This window comes from Streptomyces sp. NPDC055243 (assembly GCF_044544025.1).
Classification (GTDB): Bacteria; Actinomycetota; Actinomycetes; order Streptomycetales; family Streptomycetaceae; genus Streptomyces.
In genome coordinates, this window is sequence record NZ_JBITWR010000009.1 from 70,700 (window position 1) to 87,774 (window position 17,075).

Annotated in this window: 17 protein-coding genes; 12 read left to right on the forward strand and 5 right to left on the reverse strand. The window is 71.9% G+C overall.

Annotation, left to right across the window (positions count from 1 at the left end; genetic code table 11):
• The first annotated feature begins 6 nt into the window (after positions 1-6).
• Both ACIGXX_RS25535 and ACIGXX_RS25540 read left to right on the forward strand, forming a co-directional pair.
• A complete protein-coding gene (locus ACIGXX_RS25535) occupies positions 7-1,002 on the forward strand; it encodes an ABC transporter ATP-binding protein (protein WP_351163413.1) in 996 nt (331 codons plus the stop codon).
• Between the two features lie 52 nt (positions 1,003-1,054).
• Positions 1,055-2,128: a dipeptide ABC transporter ATP-binding protein gene (locus tag ACIGXX_RS25540; RefSeq protein ID WP_351164012.1), complete on the forward strand. Its 1,074-nt coding sequence runs from the start codon at positions 1,055-1,057 to the stop codon at positions 2,126-2,128.
• A gap of 162 nt (positions 2,129-2,290) precedes the next feature.
• Here ACIGXX_RS25540 and ACIGXX_RS25545 read toward each other — a convergent pair whose 3' ends face one another.
• Complete coding sequence (locus tag ACIGXX_RS25545) at positions 2,291-4,474, reverse strand: prolyl oligopeptidase family serine peptidase (RefSeq protein ID WP_399979095.1); 2,184 nt, start codon at positions 4,472-4,474, stop codon at positions 2,291-2,293.
• Positions 4,475-4,623: 149 nt separating this feature from the next.
• Here ACIGXX_RS25545 and ACIGXX_RS25550 point away from each other — a divergent pair, with 149 nt between their 5' ends.
• The 8 genes from ACIGXX_RS25550 (at position 4,624) to ACIGXX_RS25585 (ending at position 12,340) form a co-directional block, all read left to right on the forward strand.
• Complete coding sequence (locus tag ACIGXX_RS25550; protein ID WP_160507048.1) at positions 4,624-4,818, forward strand: hypothetical protein; 195 nt, start codon at positions 4,624-4,626, stop codon at positions 4,816-4,818.
• A 74-nt stretch (positions 4,819-4,892) separates the two neighbouring features.
• On the forward strand, positions 4,893-5,813 hold the full coding sequence (gene mshB, locus ACIGXX_RS25555; protein WP_366461425.1) for an N-acetyl-1-D-myo-inositol-2-amino-2-deoxy-alpha-D-glucopyranoside deacetylase: 921 nt from the start codon (positions 4,893-4,895) through the stop codon (positions 5,811-5,813).
• A 101-nt stretch (positions 5,814-5,914) separates the two neighbouring features.
• Positions 5,915-6,283, forward strand: a complete 369-nt coding sequence (locus ACIGXX_RS25560; RefSeq protein ID WP_351164013.1) for a DUF6113 family protein — start codon at positions 5,915-5,917, stop codon at positions 6,281-6,283.
• A gap of 142 nt (positions 6,284-6,425) precedes the next feature.
• The gene (locus tag ACIGXX_RS25565; RefSeq protein WP_399979099.1) at positions 6,426-8,651 is read left to right on the forward strand and encodes a hypothetical protein; all 2,226 of its coding nucleotides are present in this window, start codon (positions 6,426-6,428) and stop codon (positions 8,649-8,651) included.
• 143 nt (positions 8,652-8,794) lie between these two features.
• The gene (locus tag ACIGXX_RS25570) at positions 8,795-9,736 is read left to right on the forward strand and encodes an ABC transporter ATP-binding protein (RefSeq protein WP_399979102.1); all 942 of its coding nucleotides are present in this window, start codon (positions 8,795-8,797) and stop codon (positions 9,734-9,736) included.
• Positions 9,730-10,464 (forward strand): ABC transporter permease, encoded by a 735-nt coding sequence (locus ACIGXX_RS25575; protein WP_399979105.1) that lies wholly within the window; start codon positions 9,730-9,732, stop codon positions 10,462-10,464. Before ACIGXX_RS25570 ends, ACIGXX_RS25575 begins: the two co-directional genes overlap by 7 nt.
• On the forward strand, positions 10,431-11,714 hold the full coding sequence (locus ACIGXX_RS25580) for a histidine kinase (protein WP_399979108.1): 1,284 nt from the start codon (positions 10,431-10,433) through the stop codon (positions 11,712-11,714). The genes ACIGXX_RS25575 and ACIGXX_RS25580 overlap by 34 nt, the downstream gene beginning before the upstream one ends.
• Positions 11,711-12,340 (forward strand): response regulator transcription factor, encoded by a 630-nt coding sequence (locus ACIGXX_RS25585; RefSeq protein WP_351163434.1) that lies wholly within the window; start codon positions 11,711-11,713, stop codon positions 12,338-12,340. Before ACIGXX_RS25580 ends, ACIGXX_RS25585 begins: the two co-directional genes overlap by 4 nt.
• 18 nt (positions 12,341-12,358) lie before the next feature.
• Here ACIGXX_RS25585 and ACIGXX_RS25590 read toward each other — a convergent pair whose 3' ends face one another.
• Both ACIGXX_RS25590 and ACIGXX_RS25595 read right to left on the reverse strand, forming a co-directional pair.
• Positions 12,359-13,201 (reverse strand): transglutaminase-like domain-containing protein, encoded by an 843-nt coding sequence (locus ACIGXX_RS25590; protein WP_351163437.1) that lies wholly within the window; start codon positions 13,199-13,201, stop codon positions 12,359-12,361.
• Positions 13,202-13,270: 69 nt separating this feature from the next.
• Positions 13,271-13,789 (reverse strand): DUF2000 domain-containing protein, encoded by a 519-nt coding sequence (locus ACIGXX_RS25595; RefSeq protein ID WP_361464430.1) that lies wholly within the window; start codon positions 13,787-13,789, stop codon positions 13,271-13,273.
• A gap of 49 nt (positions 13,790-13,838) precedes the next feature.
• Here ACIGXX_RS25595 and ACIGXX_RS25600 point away from each other — a divergent pair, with 49 nt between their 5' ends.
• Positions 13,839-14,645 (forward strand): AraC family transcriptional regulator, encoded by an 807-nt coding sequence (locus ACIGXX_RS25600; protein WP_351163442.1) that lies wholly within the window; start codon positions 13,839-13,841, stop codon positions 14,643-14,645.
• Here ACIGXX_RS25600 and ACIGXX_RS25605 read toward each other — a convergent pair.
• The gene (locus ACIGXX_RS25605) at positions 14,638-15,474 is read right to left on the reverse strand and encodes a transglutaminase-like domain-containing protein (protein WP_361464428.1); all 837 of its coding nucleotides are present in this window, start codon (positions 15,472-15,474) and stop codon (positions 14,638-14,640) included. The two genes, ACIGXX_RS25600 and ACIGXX_RS25605, sit on opposite strands and share 8 nt — an antisense overlap.
• A gap of 40 nt (positions 15,475-15,514) precedes the next feature.
• Positions 15,515-16,534, reverse strand: a complete 1,020-nt coding sequence (locus tag ACIGXX_RS25610; protein ID WP_399979113.1) for a GNAT family N-acetyltransferase — start codon at positions 16,532-16,534, stop codon at positions 15,515-15,517.
• A gap of 143 nt (positions 16,535-16,677) precedes the next feature.
• Here ACIGXX_RS25610 and fdxA point away from each other — a divergent pair, with 143 nt between their 5' ends.
• Positions 16,678-16,998, forward strand: a complete 321-nt coding sequence (gene fdxA / locus ACIGXX_RS25615) for a ferredoxin (protein ID WP_030573070.1) — start codon at positions 16,678-16,680, stop codon at positions 16,996-16,998.
• The last annotated feature ends 77 nt before the right edge of the window (positions 16,999-17,075 follow it).

Consider the following 17,075-nt stretch of genomic DNA (forward strand, 5'->3'; position numbering starts at 1 on the left):
CCGCCCATGTTGCTCGAAGTGCGCGACCTGCACGTGGAGTTCAGGACCAGGGACGGCGTCGCCAAGGCCGTCAACGGCGTCAACTACACCGTCGACGAAGGCGAGACGCTCGCCGTGCTCGGCGAGTCCGGGTCCGGCAAGTCCGTGACCGCGCAGGCCATCATGGGCATCCTCGACATGCCGCCCGGCAAGATCACCGGCGGCGAGATCCTCTTCCAGGGCCAGGACCTCCTGAAGCTCAAGGCGGAGGAGCGGCGCAAGACGCGCGGCGCCGGCATGGCGATGATCTTCCAGGACGCCCTGTCGTCGCTGAACCCGGTGGTCAGCGTCGGCCAGCAGCTCGGCGAGATGTACGTCGTCCACCGGGGGATGTCCCGCAAGGACGCCAGGGTCAAGGCGATCGAGCTGATGGACCGGGTGCGCATCCCGGCCGCGAAGGAACGGGTCGGGCAGTATCCGCACCAGTTCAGCGGCGGCATGCGCCAGCGCATCATGATCGCCATGGCGATGGCGCTCGAACCCTCGCTGATCATCGCCGACGAACCGACCACGGCCCTGGACGTGACCGTCCAGGCCCAGGTGATGGAGCTCCTCGCCGAGCTCCAGCGCGAGCTGAACATGGGCCTGATCCTCATCACCCACGACCTGGGTGTGGTGGCGGACGTCGCCGACAACATCGCCGTCATGTACGCGGGCCGCATCGTCGAGAAGGCTCCCGTCCACGAGATCTACAAGGCCCCCGCGCACCCGTACACGCGCGGCCTCCTGGAGTCGATTCCCCGGCTCGACCAGAAGGGCCAGGAGCTCTACGCGATCAAGGGCCTGCCGCCGAACCTCATGCACATCCCGCCGGGCTGCGCCTTCAACCCCCGTTGCCCCATGGCCCAGGACGTCTGCAGGACCGACGTGCCGCCGCTCTACGAGGTGGCGTACGAGGGTCTGGCCGCCGACCGCCGGAGCGCCTGCCACTTCTGGAAGGAGACGCTCGATGCCGCACGGTGAGCACGTCAGCAAGAAGCAGCTGGAGGAGGAGGGCGAGACCGCGCGGCAGCTGATGCACAAGGCGCGGGCCGAGAGCGAGTTCGCCGCGCACGGCTCGGCGTCGGGCCGTGAGCCGATCCTCCAGGTGCGGGGTCTGGTCAAGCACTACCCGCTCACCCAGGGCATCGTCATCCGCAAGCAGATCGGCGCGGTCAAGGCCGTCGACGGCGTCGACTTCGACCTCGGCCGGGGCGAGACGCTCGGCATCGTGGGGGAGTCCGGCTGCGGCAAGTCGACGGTCGCGAAGATGCTGGTGAACCTGGAGCGGCCGACGGCGGGCGAGATCCGCTACAAGGGCGAGGACATCACCAAGCTGTCGGGGCGCGCCCTGAAGGCGGTGCGCCGCAACATCCAGATGGTCTTCCAGGACCCGTACACGTCGCTGAATCCGCGCATGACGGTCGGCGACATCATCGGGGAGCCGTACGAGATCCATCCGGAGGTCGCGCCCAAGGGCTCGCGGCGGCGGAAGGTGCAGGAACTGCTCGACGTGGTCGGCCTGAACCCCGAGTACATCCACCGCTATCCGCACCAGTTCTCCGGCGGCCAGCGCCAGCGGATCGGGATCGCGCGGGGGTTGGCGCTGCGCCCCGAGATCATCGTGGCGGACGAGCCGGTCTCGGCGCTCGACGTCTCGGTCCAGGCGCAGGTGGTGAACCTCCTGGACCAGCTCCAGAACGACTTCGACCTGTCGTACGTGTTCATCGCGCACGACCTGTCGATCGTGCGGCACATCTCCGACCGGGTGGGCGTGATGTACCTGGGTCGGATCGTGGAGATCGGCTCGGACGAGGAGATCTACGAGCACCCGACGCATCCGTACACGCAGGCGCTGCTGTCGGCCGTGCCGGTGCCCGATCCCGAGGCGCGCGAGCACCGGGAGCGGATCATCCTGAGCGGAGACGTGCCGTCCCCGGCGAACCCGCCGTCGGGCTGCCGCTTCCGCACGCGGTGCTGGAAGGCGCAGGAGCGGTGCGCTCTGGAGGTCCCGGCGCTGGCCGTTCCGGCGGAGTTCCGCCACGCCGAGGGGCCCGCGGCCCACGACTCGGCCTGCCACTTCGCGGAGGAGAAGCAGGTGGTCCCGTAGGGGCGGGGCTGGGGAACGACCCCGTTCGGGCCTTAACACGTGGGCAATCGCAGCGTCGCGTCAGCGATATACGCACCCGGCAGGCTGAGCCGCGTACGGCCGTGCGGGTGCCGTAGATCGGCCGGGGCATGCCATGTCGCCCCGGCCGATCGCCGTGCCCCCCTAGGGCCGGGAGAGGCCCAGCGAGCGCTTCAGGAAGTCGACCTGGAGCAGCAGGAGGTTCTCCGCCACCTGCTCCTGCGGGGTCATGTGCGTCACCCCGGACAGCGGAAGCACCTCGTGCGGCCGCCCCGCGGCCAGCAGCGCCGACGAGAGGCGCAACGCGTGCGCCACCACCACGTTGTCGTCCGCGAGACCGTGCACGATCATCAGCGGCCGGTGCGGCTCCTCCGGCGTCACCAGCCCCTCCTCGGTGACGAGGGAGCTCAGGGCGTACGGCGCGGGGTCCTTTGCGGGGTTGCCCAGGTACCGCTCCGTGTAGTGCGTGTCGTACAGCTGCCAGTCCGTCACCGGCGCCCCCGCCACCCCCGCGTGGAACACGTCGGGGCGGCGCAGGACCGCGAGCCCCGCGAGGTAACCGCCGTAGGACCAGCCCCGGATGGCGACCCGGTCCAGGTCCAGGGGGTGCGAGGCGGCCAGTCCCCGCAACGCGTCCACCTGGTCGTCCAGGGTCAGGGTGAAGTCGCGCCGGATCTCCTTCTCCCAGGCGGGGGAGCGGCCCGGAGTGCCCCGGCCGTCCGCGACGATCACCGCGAAGCCCTGATCGGCGAACCACTGGGAGGTGAGGTAGGGATTGTGGGCCGCGAGGACCCGCTGGCCGTGCGGGCCGCCGTACGGATCGAGGAGCACCGGCAGGGGGCCGGAGCCCTCCTGGTAATCCGTGGGGAGCAGGACGGCGCACGGGATCTTGCGTGCGCCCCCCTCGGTGAGAGTCACGCGCGGCGTGAGCCCCGGATGCTGCGCGTACGAGGCGACGGTCGCCACCTGCTTGCCGTCACGCAGTACCTGGACGCGGGAGCCCGGCTGGTCGAGGGTGGCCGACACGAGGACCGTGAGGCCGCCCGCGCGGACCGCCGAGTGCACCCCGGGCTCCAGCGAGACACGCTCCACGCCCAGTTCGTTGACCCGGTAGACGTGCACCTCGCCGGTCTCCGGGACGGCCGCGGCCTCGCCCGCCGATGCCGAGATCAGCACGTCGTCGTCGGCCACGTCGAGCACCGCGCGGACGTGCAACTGCGGTCCCGTCAGGGGGCGTTCACCCACCGCCAGGACGCGCGCGCCGCCCTCGTCCACGATCCGCACGAGGCGGCCGCTGGGCGACCAGGAGGGGGCGCCGGGGAAGAGTTCGAGCCACTGCGGGTCCTCCTCCGCGTGCACCATGCGGGTCGAGCCGTCGTCCGGGTCCACCGCCAGGTAGAGCTGGCTGAGCTGGTCCCGGGACTGGACGAGGAGCAGCGGCGCCCCGGCCGACGACCAGTGCACACGGGCCAGGTACGGGTAGCGGGCGCGGTCCCACATCACCTCGGTGCGCGCGCCGTCCAGGGTCACGACGAAGAGGCGTACGTCCGCGTTGGCCGTGCCCGCCGCCGGGTAGGCGACCCGCGTGGGCTCGGTCTCCGGGTGCGCGGGATCGGCGATCCACCAGCGCCGCACGGGGGCGTCGTCGGCGCGTGCGACCAGGAGGCGGTCCGAATCGGGCGACCACCAAAAGCCCCTCGAACGCCCCATCTCCTCGGCCGCGATGAACTCCGCGAGGCCGTACGTCACGGTCGCCTTCTCGGCGGAGTCGGGCTCCGGCGCCACCAGCGCCCGGTCACCCGCACCGTCGGCGCCCGTGACCCGCAGGGCGCCCCCGGCGACGTACGCGATGTGGCGGCCGTCGGGCGAGGGGCGCGGGTCGATCACCGGGGCGGGGGCGGGCAGTTCGCGGGCCGTGCCCACGCGCAGCTCGGCCGCGAAGAGCCGGCCGGAGAGGGCGAAGGCGGCGAGTTCCACCGCCGCGTCCGTCGCGTAGCCCACGATGCCCGCGCCGCCCTCGCGGCTGCGCTCGCGGCGGGCACGCTCCTCGGCCGAGAGCCGCTCGACCGCGCCCTTCAACAGGGCCTGAGGATCGGCCGCGACGCGCTCGACCGCGCCGTCCTCCAGGTCCAGGACCCAGAGTTGGTTCGCCCGGTCGGTGCCGGACGACGAGCGCAGGAAGGCGACGCGGGACCCGTCCGGCGCCACCGTGAACGCGCGGGGCGCACCGAGGGTGAACCGCTGCGTGCGGGCGTGCAGTCGAGGGAAGGAGAGCCGCTGCGCCTGGCTCTCGGCGGGCCCCGCGGTCGCGGGCAACTCGATGGTCATTCCCTGAGCCTAGGGGGCATGCGCCCCCTTGTGCTGCGATGCTCCGAGTCATGCGGACCCACGGATAGTTATGATCCGTAGCGCTTAGTGGGTATGTACCTGCTGGCGTCCGCACTGGTGCAGGGTCTGGGACTTGGAGGTGAGCCGCCGTGGCACTCTCGATTTCGGCGGTGGTGCTGCTGGCGATCATTGTCTTCTTGCTGGTCAAGAAGTCAGGATTGAAGACGGGCCACATGATCGTCTGTGTGTTGCTCGGCTTCTATCTGGCGAGCTCCTCCATCGCCCCGACGATCAACGAGCTGACGACGAACGTGGCGGGGATGATCGGCGACATCAAGTTCTGATCCATTTCTGATCCATTTTCGAGCCGGGCACATCACGTTCTGATCACTGTGCGGGGTGCTCGTAGGGTGGTCCCATGACGGAACTGCCCGCCCGGCGTCTGCTGCTCGTGCACGCGCACCCCGACGACGAGTCGATCAACAATGGCGCGACGATGGCCAAGTACGTGGCCGACGGCGCCCATGTCACGTTGGTGACCTGCACGCTGGGCGAGGAGGGCGAGGTCATCCCGCCCGAGCTCGCCCACCTCGCGCCCGACCGCGAGGACGCGCTCGGGCCGCAGCGGATCGGCGAGCTGGCCGCCGCCATGAAGGAGCTGGGGGTCACCGACCATCGGTTCCTCGGCGGCACCGGCCGCTACCGCGACTCCGGGATGATGGGCATCGAGCAGAACGACCGGCCGGGCGCGTTCTGGTCCGCCGATCTCGACGCCGCCGCCGCGCACCTCGTCGAGGTGATCCGCGAGGTGCGGCCCCAGGTGCTCGTGACGTACGACCCGAACGGCGGATACGGCCACCCCGATCACATCCAGGCCCACCGGGTCGCGATGCGTGCCGCGGACCTCGCGGCCGAGGGCGCCTTCCGGGCGGATCTTGGTGAACCGCACACCATTGCCAAGATCTACTGGAACCGCGCGCCGCGCTCCGTCGTCGAAGAGCGGTTCCGGTGGATGGAGGGTGCCTTGCGGCACTCGCCGTTCACGACCCCCGGCGTGGTCGCGGACGTGCCCGGTGTGACCGAGGACGAACGGATCACGGCGGAGATCGACGGGACCGCCTTCGCGCGGGCGAAGGCGGCGGCGATGCGCGCGCACGCCACGCAGATCGAGGTACAGGGTCCGCTCTTCGTCCTGTCGAACGGGCTCGCGCAGCCGATCTTTGATGTGGAGTACTACGAGTTGGTGCGAGGAGAGGCCGGTGCGGTGGACGGCGGGCGAGAGACGGATCTGTTCGCGGGGCTCGAAGACGCGGACCTCGAAGGGGTGACGAAGCTGTGAGCACTCGTTCGCGTGCGACCTCGGCGTCGCCTTCCGGACCGCGTGGTTCCGCCTCCGGTTCTGCCGCCGCACCGCCGGGCGGCAGCGCACTCGCCCAGCCGCTGAATCCCGGCCGCATCGGTTCCTACGCCGGTCTCTTCGTGCTGGGCGCCGTCGTCGGGACGGCCGGTGCGCTCGTCCAAGGGGGCTGGTTCCCGGGCGGGTTGCTGCTCGCGCTCCTCGGGGCCGCCGGGCTCTTCTACGGAGGGGCGCGGGCGATCGGCACCAGAGCGGGGGCGGTGGCGCCGGCGGCGGGCTGGCTCGTCGCCGTCATGCTGCTCACGGCCAGCCGGCCCGAGGGAGACTTCCTCTTCGGCGCGGGACTCGGGTCGTACGCCTTCCTGCTGGGCGGAATGGCGGTCGCTGTGATGTGTGCCACCCTCGGTCAGCGGCCGCAACCAGGCGGGCCCGCCGCCCGACTTGGCAAGTGACGTACCACTTCAGCCCGTGCACCGCACGGGTTTGACGGCGGTCACAGGATGAGTGCCGACGGCGGCCAGTATGGTGGTGCGCGCCGCCGAGCCGCCCGAGTGAGGTCGAGACGGGCGGCGGAGCCAACCGGGAGAACCTGCCTTGAGTCGTGAAACTGACAGTTCGTCCTCCGGGCCCCAGGGGCGCGGTGGAGCCGCTTACCCCTCGGGGACGCCGCCGTACGGCTCCCCCGCACAGGGCGCCGCTTCGGACGGCGCCGCGGAGGGCGCGCAGCGGCAGGCCGCCGACGAGCGGCCCGACGAGCCCAAGACCGAGACCACGCTGACCACGCGTATCCGGATCAACATCCCCGGGTCGCGGCCCATCCCACCGGTCGTCATGCGCACGCCCGTCACGGACAGCGACGCGGGTGCCTCGCGTCCGCTGGGCGCGGCCCCCGGCCGGGCGGCGGACGCGGCCGACGCCGGGGACACCGCGGGGCGTCCGGGGTCCACGAACGGTGCCGGAGGGCCCGCTTCCGCCGGGATGTCCGGCGCGGGCTCCACGCCTGCCGGACCTTCCGCTTCCGGTCCTTCGTCGCCCTCCGCTCCGGCGGAGGAGAAGACGAGCGACTGGTTCGCGCCGCGCAAGAGCGGTGCGGGCCCGAGCGGGAACGGTTCGGCCGGACCCACCGGTTCGGCCGCGTCCGGTTCGAACGGTTCATCCGGTTCATCTGGTCCGTCCGGTCCGTCCGGTCCGTCCGGTCAGGGAGCGGGCGGTTCCGGTACGGGCTCCTTCGACGTGTCCGGCGCCGTGGCATCGGGCCCGCTCGGCACGGGCGCGCCGCAGGGCGGCGACCCGCAGCGCGGGGACCTGCCGTACTTCTCCGGAGGCGGCGCCGGTGACGGCGGCCGCGGCCCCTCGGGCCCGACCGGCGGCCCGGTGACCGGCGACGGTCCGATGTCGCCGGGCTCCGGCGACCCGTCCCACCCGGCGAACCAGGCCAACCCGGCAGGCCGGGCGAACCCGATGGCACCGCCGAACTCGGGCAGTCCCGGCAATCCCGGCAACCGCCCCAACCCGGGCAGCCGCCCCAACCCGGCCAACCCCGCCGCCCGTTCGGGCGCGGGCGCCGGTGCGCCCGCCATGGGCGACGACACCGCCATCCTCACGCCGCAGAAGGCGGGCCCCCTCCAGGGCCCGGGCGGCGGTCCGGTGCACGGCGGCCCCGGTTCCATCCCCGGCGGCCCGAGCGCGCCCTCGCCCGGGACCAACGTCTCCGGCGACACCCTGACCAGCGGCATCCCCGTCGTACCGCCCGCCCAGAACTCGCCGTTCGCCGCGGGCCCGCACACCGACGGACCCGTGCCGCACACCCCGCCCAAGCTGCCCGAGCCGGTGCAGCCGAACGTGCCCGTCGCCGCGTCCCCGCCCAAGAAGAAGGGGCGCAACAAGCTCGTTCTCGTGGGCGTCCTGGTCGTCGTCGTGGCCTGCGGTGCCTACGGCGCCGGTCTCTTGATGAACCACGCGGACGTGCCGAAGGGCACCACCGTGCTCGGCGTCGACATCGGCGGCGGCACGCGCGACGAGGCCGTCAAGAAGCTCGACGGGGCGATCGGCGAGCGCGTCGCCAAGCCTCTGAAGCTGTCGGTCGACGGCGAAGCGGTCACGCTCAAGCCGGACCAGGCGGGCCTGACCCTGGACAGCCAGGCCACCGTCCGCGAGGCGGCGGGCAGCGACTACAACCCCGTGTCGGTGATCGGATCGCTCTTCGGCGGCGAGCGCGTCGCCGAGCCGGTCATGCCCGTGGACGAGGAGAAGCTGGCGGCCGCCCTGGAGCGCGCCGCGGGCGGCTCGGGCTCGGCCAAGGAGGGCTCGGTCAAGTTCGTGCCCGGCAAGGCCGTCCCCGTGTACGGCAAGGAGGGCAAGGGCATCGACGTCGACGCGTCGGTGACCGCCGTCTCCGAGGGCTACAAGAAGCAGGTCGAGACCGGCAGCGCCGGCACCGTCGACGTACCCGTCACGACCCGCAAGCCGACCGTCGCGAACGCCGAGGTCGACAAGTTCATGACGCGCTTCGCGAAGCCCGCCATGTCCGCCAACGTCACGATCAAGGCGGGCAACGCCTCGATCCCGTTCGGCCCCTCGAAGTCGCTGCCGAAGATCCTGGAGACCAAGGTCCTCGACAACGGCACGCTGCAGGCGCACTACAACCTCGCGGAGCTCAAGAAGCTGTACGGCAACGTCTTCGACGGCATCCTGATCCAGCGCGGCAACGGCGACAAGACGCCGGTCCAGCCGACGGACGTGGCCCAGGCCATGAACAAGGCGCTGCTCGGCAAGACGCCGGCGGAGCGGATCGGCGTCATCGAGACCAACGCCAGCTGATTCCCGCACGCACTCGGAGGCCGGACGGCTCACGGAAGTGAACCGTCCGGCCTTCCGCACGACCTCCGGCATGACATCTGTCATCCCGGACCCGGCACACACGACACTGCCGCCGTCGGCCGCCCCTGGCGACGATGGATCACATGACGACGACCGCAGCACCGCCCGTCACCGCGGTGAGCTTCGACCAGGTGACCAAGAGCTTCCGGGACGTCCGCGCCGTGGACTCCCTCACGCTCGATCTCCACCCCGGCGAGACCGTCGCCCTCCTCGGGCCGAACGGCGCGGGCAAGTCCACCACGCTCGACCTCCTGCTCGGCCTGCGGAACGCGGACAGCGGGACCGTGCGCGTCTTCGGCACGAGTCCGCGTGAGGCGATCACCGCGGGCCGGGTCGGCGCGATGCTGCAGAGCGGCGGCCTGATGGAGGACGTCACCGTCCGCGAGCTGGTGCGGCTCGCCTGCGATCTGCACCCCAGGCCGTACCGCGTGAACGACGTACTGGCCGCCGCGGGCATCACCCAGCTCGCCGCCCGCAAGGTCAACAAGCTCTCCGGCGGTCAGGAGCAGCGCGTGCGGTTCGCACTCGCGACCGCCGGCGCGAACGACCTGATCGTCCTGGACGAGCCGACCACCGGCATGGACGTCACCGTGCGCCAGGCCTTCTGGGCCACCATGCGCGAGCAGGCCGACCAGGGCCGCACGGTCCTCTTCGCCACGCACTACCTGGAAGAGGCCGACGCGATCGCGGACCGGGTCCTGGTCCTGCACCGCGGCCGAATCCTCGCGGACGGCACGGCCGCCGAGATCAAGGCGGAGGCCGGGGCGCGGAAGGTCTCCTTCGACCTGCCGGAGCTGGACGCCGCGCTCGCGGAGAAGCTCGGCGCCCTGCCCTTCCTCACCGCCGTGGACGTCTCCGGGCACACCGTACGGCTCCAGTCGACGGACGCCGACGCCACCGTGCACGCGCTGTACGGGCTCGGCCTTTACCCCCGCAACCTCGAAGTCGCGGGACTCGGCCTGGAGCAGGCCTTCGTGGCGATCACCGAGGCCGAGGAGGCCAAGAAGGAGGCCGGGACATGCTGATCAAGCTGGAGATCGTCCGCGCCCTGCGCAACAAGAAGTTCCTGTTCTTCTCGGTGATCTATCCCTCGATGCTCTTCCTGATCATCGCGGGCGGCCGGAGCGGCACGGAGATGGTCGGCGACAGCGGACTCGCGCTCCCCGCCTTCTTCATGGTGTCGATGGCGTCGTTCGGCGCCCTCACCGCCGTCCTCATGGGCAACAGCGAGCGCATCGCCAAGGAGCGCGAGAGCGGCTGGGTGCGCCAGCTGCGCCTGACCAGCCTGCCGGGACGCGGCTATGTGATCGCCAAGACGGCGAGCGCCGCCGTGGTCAGCCTGCCGTCGATCGTCGTGGTGTTCGTGGTCGCCGCGGCCGTCAAGGACGTACGCCTGGAGGCCTGGCAGTGGCTGGCGCTGACCGGCGCGATCTGGGCGGGCAGCCTCTGCTTCGCCGCGCTCGGTGTGGCCATCGGCTATCTCGCGACCGGTGACGCGGTCCGCCCCATCACGATGATCGTGTACTTCGGGCTCTCCGTGCTCGGCGGCCTGTGGATGCCCACGGCCACCTTCCCGCAGTGGCTGAGTGACATCGCGACCTGGCTGCCGACCCATGCGTACGCTGCCCTCGGACAGGCCATCGAACTGGGCGACGCCCCGCACGCCAAGGACATCGCGCTCCTCGTCGGGTACTTCGTCCTCTTCGCGGGCGGCGCGGCATGGCTGTACCGGAAGGACACATCGAAGGCGTGAAGGACACCGACGGTTGCACCGAGCGGAGCCACCCCCTGCACAGCTTCGGCCGTCCGGTGGCGGACCGCCGCCAGCTCCTGACCAAGGCGCTGTGGATCGGCATCTGGCTGGTCTTCATGGCCAGTCCGGTGGAGGACCTGCTGGGGACGGACCGTGGCGGGGCGGCCACGGTGCTCGGCTGGCTGGGCCTTGCGGCCTTCGTGGCCTGCTATCTGGCCCTGGTCTTCCGCTACACCTCCCAGGTGTTCGACTGGCGTGCGGTGCACGTGTCGTTCGGCACGCTGCTCGTGCTGGCCGTCGTCCTGTCGTTCGCCTTCGGCACGGCCTGGCTGGGGCTCTTCGTGTACGTGGCGGTGTCCGCGGGGGCCGTGCTGCCGATGCGGCACGCGATGTGGGTCATCCCGGCCGTCACCGGCGTGATGATCGCGGTCGGCCTGCGCACCGACAGCGTCAAGGACCTGCTCGGCAGCCTCGCCGTGCTGACCCTCCTGGTCGGCTTCGCGATGACCGGCGTACGCGAGCTGGTCCGTACGACGATCGAGCTGCGCCAGGCACGGGCCACCGTCGCCCAACTGGCCGCCAACGAGGAGCGGCTGCGGCTCGCCCGCGATCTGCACGACCTCCTCGGCCACTCGCTCTCCCTGATCACCCTGAAGAGCGAGCTGGCCGGGCGGATGCTCCCGGACCACCCCGACAAGGCCGCGCGGCAGGTGGCCGACATCGAGCAGGTCAGCCGCCAGGCCCTGGTGGACGTGCGCGAGGCGGTCTCCGGCTACCGCAGGCGCACCCTGGCCGGCGAGCTCGCGGGCGCCCGCACGGCGCTGACCGCCGCCGGTGTCGAGGCCGACGTACCGCTTCAGGCGCCCGCCGTGCTGCCCGCCGAGCAGGGCGAGACGGCGCTGGCCTGGGCGCTGCGCGAGGCGGTGACGAACGTCGTGCGGCACAGCGGTGCGCGCCGCTGCACGGTGGCGTTCACGTCGCGGCACACCCTGGACGGCCCTGTGGTCGAGCTGTCGGTGGAGGACGACGGCAGGGGCGGCTCCGGCACGGCCCAGGGCAACGGCCTGGCGGGTCTGACCGAGCGCGTGGAGGCGGTGGGCGGCGTCCTCGACGTGGGGCCCGGCGACCGCAAGGGCTTCAGGCTCACGGTCCGGGTGCCGCTGGGTGAGGGCGACGGCGCGGGCCAGAGCGGCGCCGACGAGGGCGGCGGCTCCGCTTCGGGATCTTCGGCTCTAGGATCCTCCGCATGAGGACGAACAGTGCGGGCCCCGCCGTCAGGGTGCTCCTCGCCGAGGACCAGTCGATGGTCCGCGAGGCGCTCGCGGCGCTGCTCGGCCTGGAGCCGGACATCGAGGTGGTCGCCCAGGTGGCCCGCGGCGACGAGGTCCTGGCGGCGGCGCGCGAACACGCGGTGGACGTGGCGCTGCTCGACATCGAGATGCCCGGCAGCACGGGCATCGAGGCGGCGGCCGAACTCAGCGCCGCGCTCCCGGAGCTGAAGATCGTGGTGCTCACCACCTTCGGCCGCCCCGGCTATCTGCGCAGCGCCATGGAGGCGGGCGCCGACGCCTTCCTCGTCAAGGACGCGCCCGCGGCGCAGCTCGCCGCCGCGGTCCGCAAGGTCCTCGCGGGGGAGCGGGTCATCGACCCCACGCTCGCGGCCGCGGCGCTCGCCGGGGGCGCGAACCCGCTGACCGACCGCGAGCGCGAGGTCCTGCGCGCGGCGGCCGACGGCGCCACCAACGCCGAACTCGCCACGGCCCTGCACCTCTCCCCGGGCACGGTCCGCAACTACCTCTCGACGGCGATCCAGAAGCTGGCCGTGCGCAACCGCGCCGAGGCGGTCAAGGTCGCCCGGGACAAGGGCTGGCTCTGAACCGCCCGTCCTGATGGGTCAGTTCAGCATCGCCCGCGCCCCGTGCGCCTCCTGGCGCAGCCGCACCGCCGTCGCCTCGTCGGTGGCGGCCAGGGCGTCGGCGTACGTCTCGATCTCCAGCGCGCCGGTGAGGAAGTCGCCGCGCTGGACGAGGAGTTGGGCCCGGTCGTAGTGCAGCCGGTCGGAGTGCGACGGCAGCAGCAGGGAGAGCTCCACCGCCCAGAGCGCGACGTCCGAGCGCTCGGGGCGGGCCGCGGCCCACGCGCGGATGTTGTTGAGGACGCGCAGCACGATGTCGAGGGGCCCGGCGGGGCTCAGCATCGACGGCGCGAGCGGCGCGCCGGTGGCGCCCGCCACCATCAACTCCGCGTCCGTGTAGGACAGCAGGTGCCCGCCCGCGAAGGGATTGGCGAGCACCTGCTCGTCGCGGGTGCCGAAGCCGACCACGAAGTGACCGGGCAGGGCCACCCCGTGGACGGGCACGCCCGCGCGGCGTGCCACCTCGATCCACACCACCGACAGCAGGATGGGCAGGCCCCTGCGTCTGCGCAGCACCTCGTGCAGGAGCACGGACCGGAGGTGCTGGTAGTCGCCGGGCCTGCCCTTGAACCCGTAGCGCGTGCCGAGCAGTTCGGCCAGCGCGAGCGCCCAGGACCGGGGGCCGCCGGTCTGGTCGGGCAGCCGCTCGGTCAGCTGGTCGGCAAGGCGGTCGAGGATGCGCCGCGCCGCACGCATGCCCGCTTCGTCGAGATCCGGGTCCGCCTCCGCGCCGATCAGCAGGCACAGCTGCGCGAGATCGGGCCGCGCCGACCGTGCCTGATCGGCGAAGAGGCGTCGCCGCTCCAGGGATTGGGGGTGCATAGGTGCTTCGTGCCCTGCCGGGCCGATCGATAGCGCTCCGATCTCACCCCGCCGTGCCGCCCGCGTCGGTCAAGGGTGCATCCGGGCCCCTTTGAGGACCTTGTCGACGGCGTTGCGCGGACCGTGGACGGCGATCCCCACCAGGTCGAGCTGATCACCGGGCACGGCCCGCACCGCCGCCCGGTTGTCCCGGTCGTTGCCGGTGGCGAACAGGTCCGAGGTGAAGACCGCCCTCGGCAGCGAACGGGACAGGACGCGGCCGTGCGCGGCGGTCAGCGTCTCCTTCGACCCCTCGAAGACCAGGACGGGCTGGCGGAACATCGGCAGGTAGGGGGTGGCGTCGGCGTCCTCGTACGGCTCGCCGATCACCTCGGGCGCCGCCGTGCCGAGCCCGCTGACCAGGAACGCCGTCACGTTGAGGCGCTGCCAGGTCTCCAGGTCGTCACGGAGCAGGACGGCGATCTTCGTGTCGAAGCGGACGGGCGCCTCGCCCGTGACGCCCGCGGTCCGCGTCTCACCCGTGCTGCCCTGCCTCTGCGCCCCGGCGCCCGCGGTCTCGGCGGTCTGTGTCTCAGCGGTGGTTCTCATGCCTCAAGACTGCCGAGCCGTCCGACGCCGCGTCTTGTACGTTTCTTGCATGGTGGCCCGGCAGGAGATATCCGCATGGCGCCCGCCGGTCGCGGGTGTGGTGGAGGTCTTCCACGCCCATTTCACCGAGCACGCCTATCCGATGCACGTCCACGACGCGTGGACGCTGCTGATCGTGGACGACGGAGCCGTCCGCTACGACCTGGACCGCCACGAGCACGGCACCCCGGGCGACACCGTCTCGCTGCTCCCGCCGCAGGTCCCGCACAACGGCTCGCCCGCCACCCCCGACGGCTTCCGCAAGCGCGTGCTCTACCTGGACATGACGCAGCTGGACGCCGGCTTCATCGGCCCCGCGGTGGACGGCCCCGACCTGGTCGACCCCGTCCTGCGCAAGCGCGTGGGCCAGCTGCACGCGGCCCTCGCGCGCCGGGGCGACGAGCTGGAGGCCGAGAGCCGCCTTGCGCTGATCAGCGAGCGGCTGCGCGGCCACCTGCGCCCCAGGCTCACCACCGGCATCCCCGACACCCCCGGCAGGGGCGTCGCCCACGACCTCCGCGACCTCCTCGACGCGCGGCTGCTCGACGGCGTGAGCCTGGACGAGGCCGCACGCCTGGTCCACGCCCACCCCAGCCACCTCGTGCGCGCCTTCAGCGGGGCCTTCGGCATCGCGCCGCACCAGTACCTGATGTCCCGCCGCGTCGACCGCGCCCGCCGTCTCCTGCTGGCCGGTCAGCGGCCGGGGGAGGTGGCGATCGCCGCCGGTTTCTACGACCAGTCGCACCTCACCCGGCACTTCAAGCGGGTGGTGGGCATCGCTCCGGGGCGCTACGCCCGCACGGGAGCGGTCAGTTGAGCATGGCCCGCGCGGCCCGTGCCTGGTCCCGCACGCGGTCCGCCGTGGTCGGCTCCACCGTCGTCACCACGTCGGCGTAGGTCTCCAGCTCCGCCGCGCCCGCGAGGAAGTCGCCGCGCTGGACGAGGAGTTGGGCCCGTTCGTAGCGCAGTCGCGCCGGATGCGACGGCAGCAGCAGGGAGAGCTCGACCGCCCAGAGGGCGACGTCCGAGCGCTCGGGGCGGGCCGCGGCCCACGCGCGGATGTTGTTGAGGATGCGCAGCACGATGTTGAGCGGATCGGCGGGCGTCAGCATCGAGGAGGACACCGTGCCGCCCGAGGAACCGGCCACCAGCAGCTCCGCGTCCTCGCCCGTCAAAAGCCGCCCACCGGCGAACGGATCGGTCAGCACCTGCTCGTCACGGGCGCCGAAGCCGACCACGAAGTGACCGGGCAGCGCGACGCCGTAGACGGGCGCGCCCGCCCGGCGTGCCACCTCGATCCACACCACCGAGAGCAGGATCGGAAGCCCGCGGCGGCGCTGGAGCACCTCGTGCAGGAGGGAGGACTCCAGCCGCTGGTAGTCGGTTGGCGTCCCCATGAACCCGCACCGCGCGCCCAGGAGTTCGGCGAGCGCCGCCGCCCACTCCCGGGCCCCGCCGGGGCGGTAGGGCAGCAGCCCGGCGAGCCGGTCGAGCTCGATCTGTGCCGCGTCGATGCCGTCGTCACCGAGTTCGGGGTCCGCCTCCGCGCTCAGCAGGAGGCACAGCAGGGACAGGTCGGGCCGCTCGGACCTGGCCTCCTCAGCGAACCGCCGCCGGGACGCGGCAGTCCTTGACTCCTCGTGCATGCGTGCCTCGTGCCTTACTTACCGAGCCGGCCCGGTAGAGCTACCGGGCCGACGGGTATCGATAGTGGTGGTACGTGTGGTGAGCGGCGAAGCCAAGCCCGCCGTACAGCTTCCGCGCACCTTCGTTGTCGTCCTCGACCTGTAGCCAGGCCGCCGAAGCGCCTTCGGCGAGCGCCTGCCGGGACAGCGCGGCCATCACCGCGGTCGCAAGTCCCTGCCTGCGGTGCGCCGGATCCACCTCGACCGCCATGAATCCCGCCCAGCGCCCGTCCACGACGCAGCGCCCGATGGCCGCGGGCCCCGCGTCGGATGAGGCCCCGGGCACGGAAGCGAACCACACCGAGGGGCCGCCCGCCAGCACCTTGAGCACATGAGGTCCCGGGACCCCGAATCGCTTGTACCGCCGCAGCCATGCCTCGTCGAAAGAGCGTGAAAGATGCACCCTTTCCACGGTCGTGTCGGGCAGGTCCGGATCGCCGAGCGGCGCGAGCGCGCCGACGTGGATCTCCGAGCTCACCTCGCGCTCCCAGCCCCGCTCCTCCAGCTCCGCGCAGAGCAGCTCCTGGGTGCCCTCGGCCCCGGTCGCGGTCTGTATGTAGGCGGGCAGCTCCCGCTCCTCGTACCACTGACGTACGTACGCGAGTGCCTCGTTAAGAGGTCGTCCCGGATCGCCCGTCGGCAGCACCGAGTTGGCCCGCCGGGTGAAGCCGCCCGCCGCCCGCAGCTGCCACTCGCCGAGCGGCTCGCTCTCCACGGGCTGCCAGGCCCGCGCGGCCGCCCGGGCCAGCTCCGCGTACGTCGCCGCGGGGCCGCGCCTGCGGGCCGGGGCCGCGGGGACCACCTTGCCCGCCACCAGGTCGCTCTCCACGATGCGGACACGCTCGCCGTCACGGCGTGTGATCAGTACCACACCATCGTCCCACGATGTGAGAACACCCACCGTGTCAGTGAACTTACCGGCCGTCCTCGACCTGTCGTTGAGGCGTCGGACCGACACGCGTCTGCCCACGTCAGCAGGGGTGATACGGACCTCAAGCCGTCCGCCCGCAGTGAATTCCACAGCTCTGTACGCCCCTCCTGTTCGGATCACGCCCGGGAACGGAGATACTAGAGGCGGGCATCGACGACGCCGCGCTCCCGCGCGCCAGGCGAGCGGAGCCTGAAGACGGCCCGCCAACGCCCGTATCGAGGAGGAACGACAGCGTGACATACGTCATCGCGCAGCCTTGTGTCGACGTCAAGGACAAGGCGTGCATCGAGGAGTGCCCGGTCGACTGCATTTACGAGGGCTCCCGGTCCTTGTACATCCACCCGGACGAATGCGTCGACTGCGGAGCCTGTGAACCGGTCTGCCCGGTCGAGGCGATCTTCTATGAAGACGACACTCCGGAAGAGTGGAAGGACTACTACAAGGCGAACGTCGAGTTCTTCGACGAGCTCGGTTCGCCCGGTGGTGCCAGCAAGCTCGGCCTGATCGAGCGCGACCACGCCTTCATCGCCGCATTGCCGCCGCAGAACCAGTAACGGCAGCTTGAAGCGCCGCCCCGGTCCCGTACGGCATTCGTCGCTGTACGGGACCGGGGCATTTGTCCATACACGCA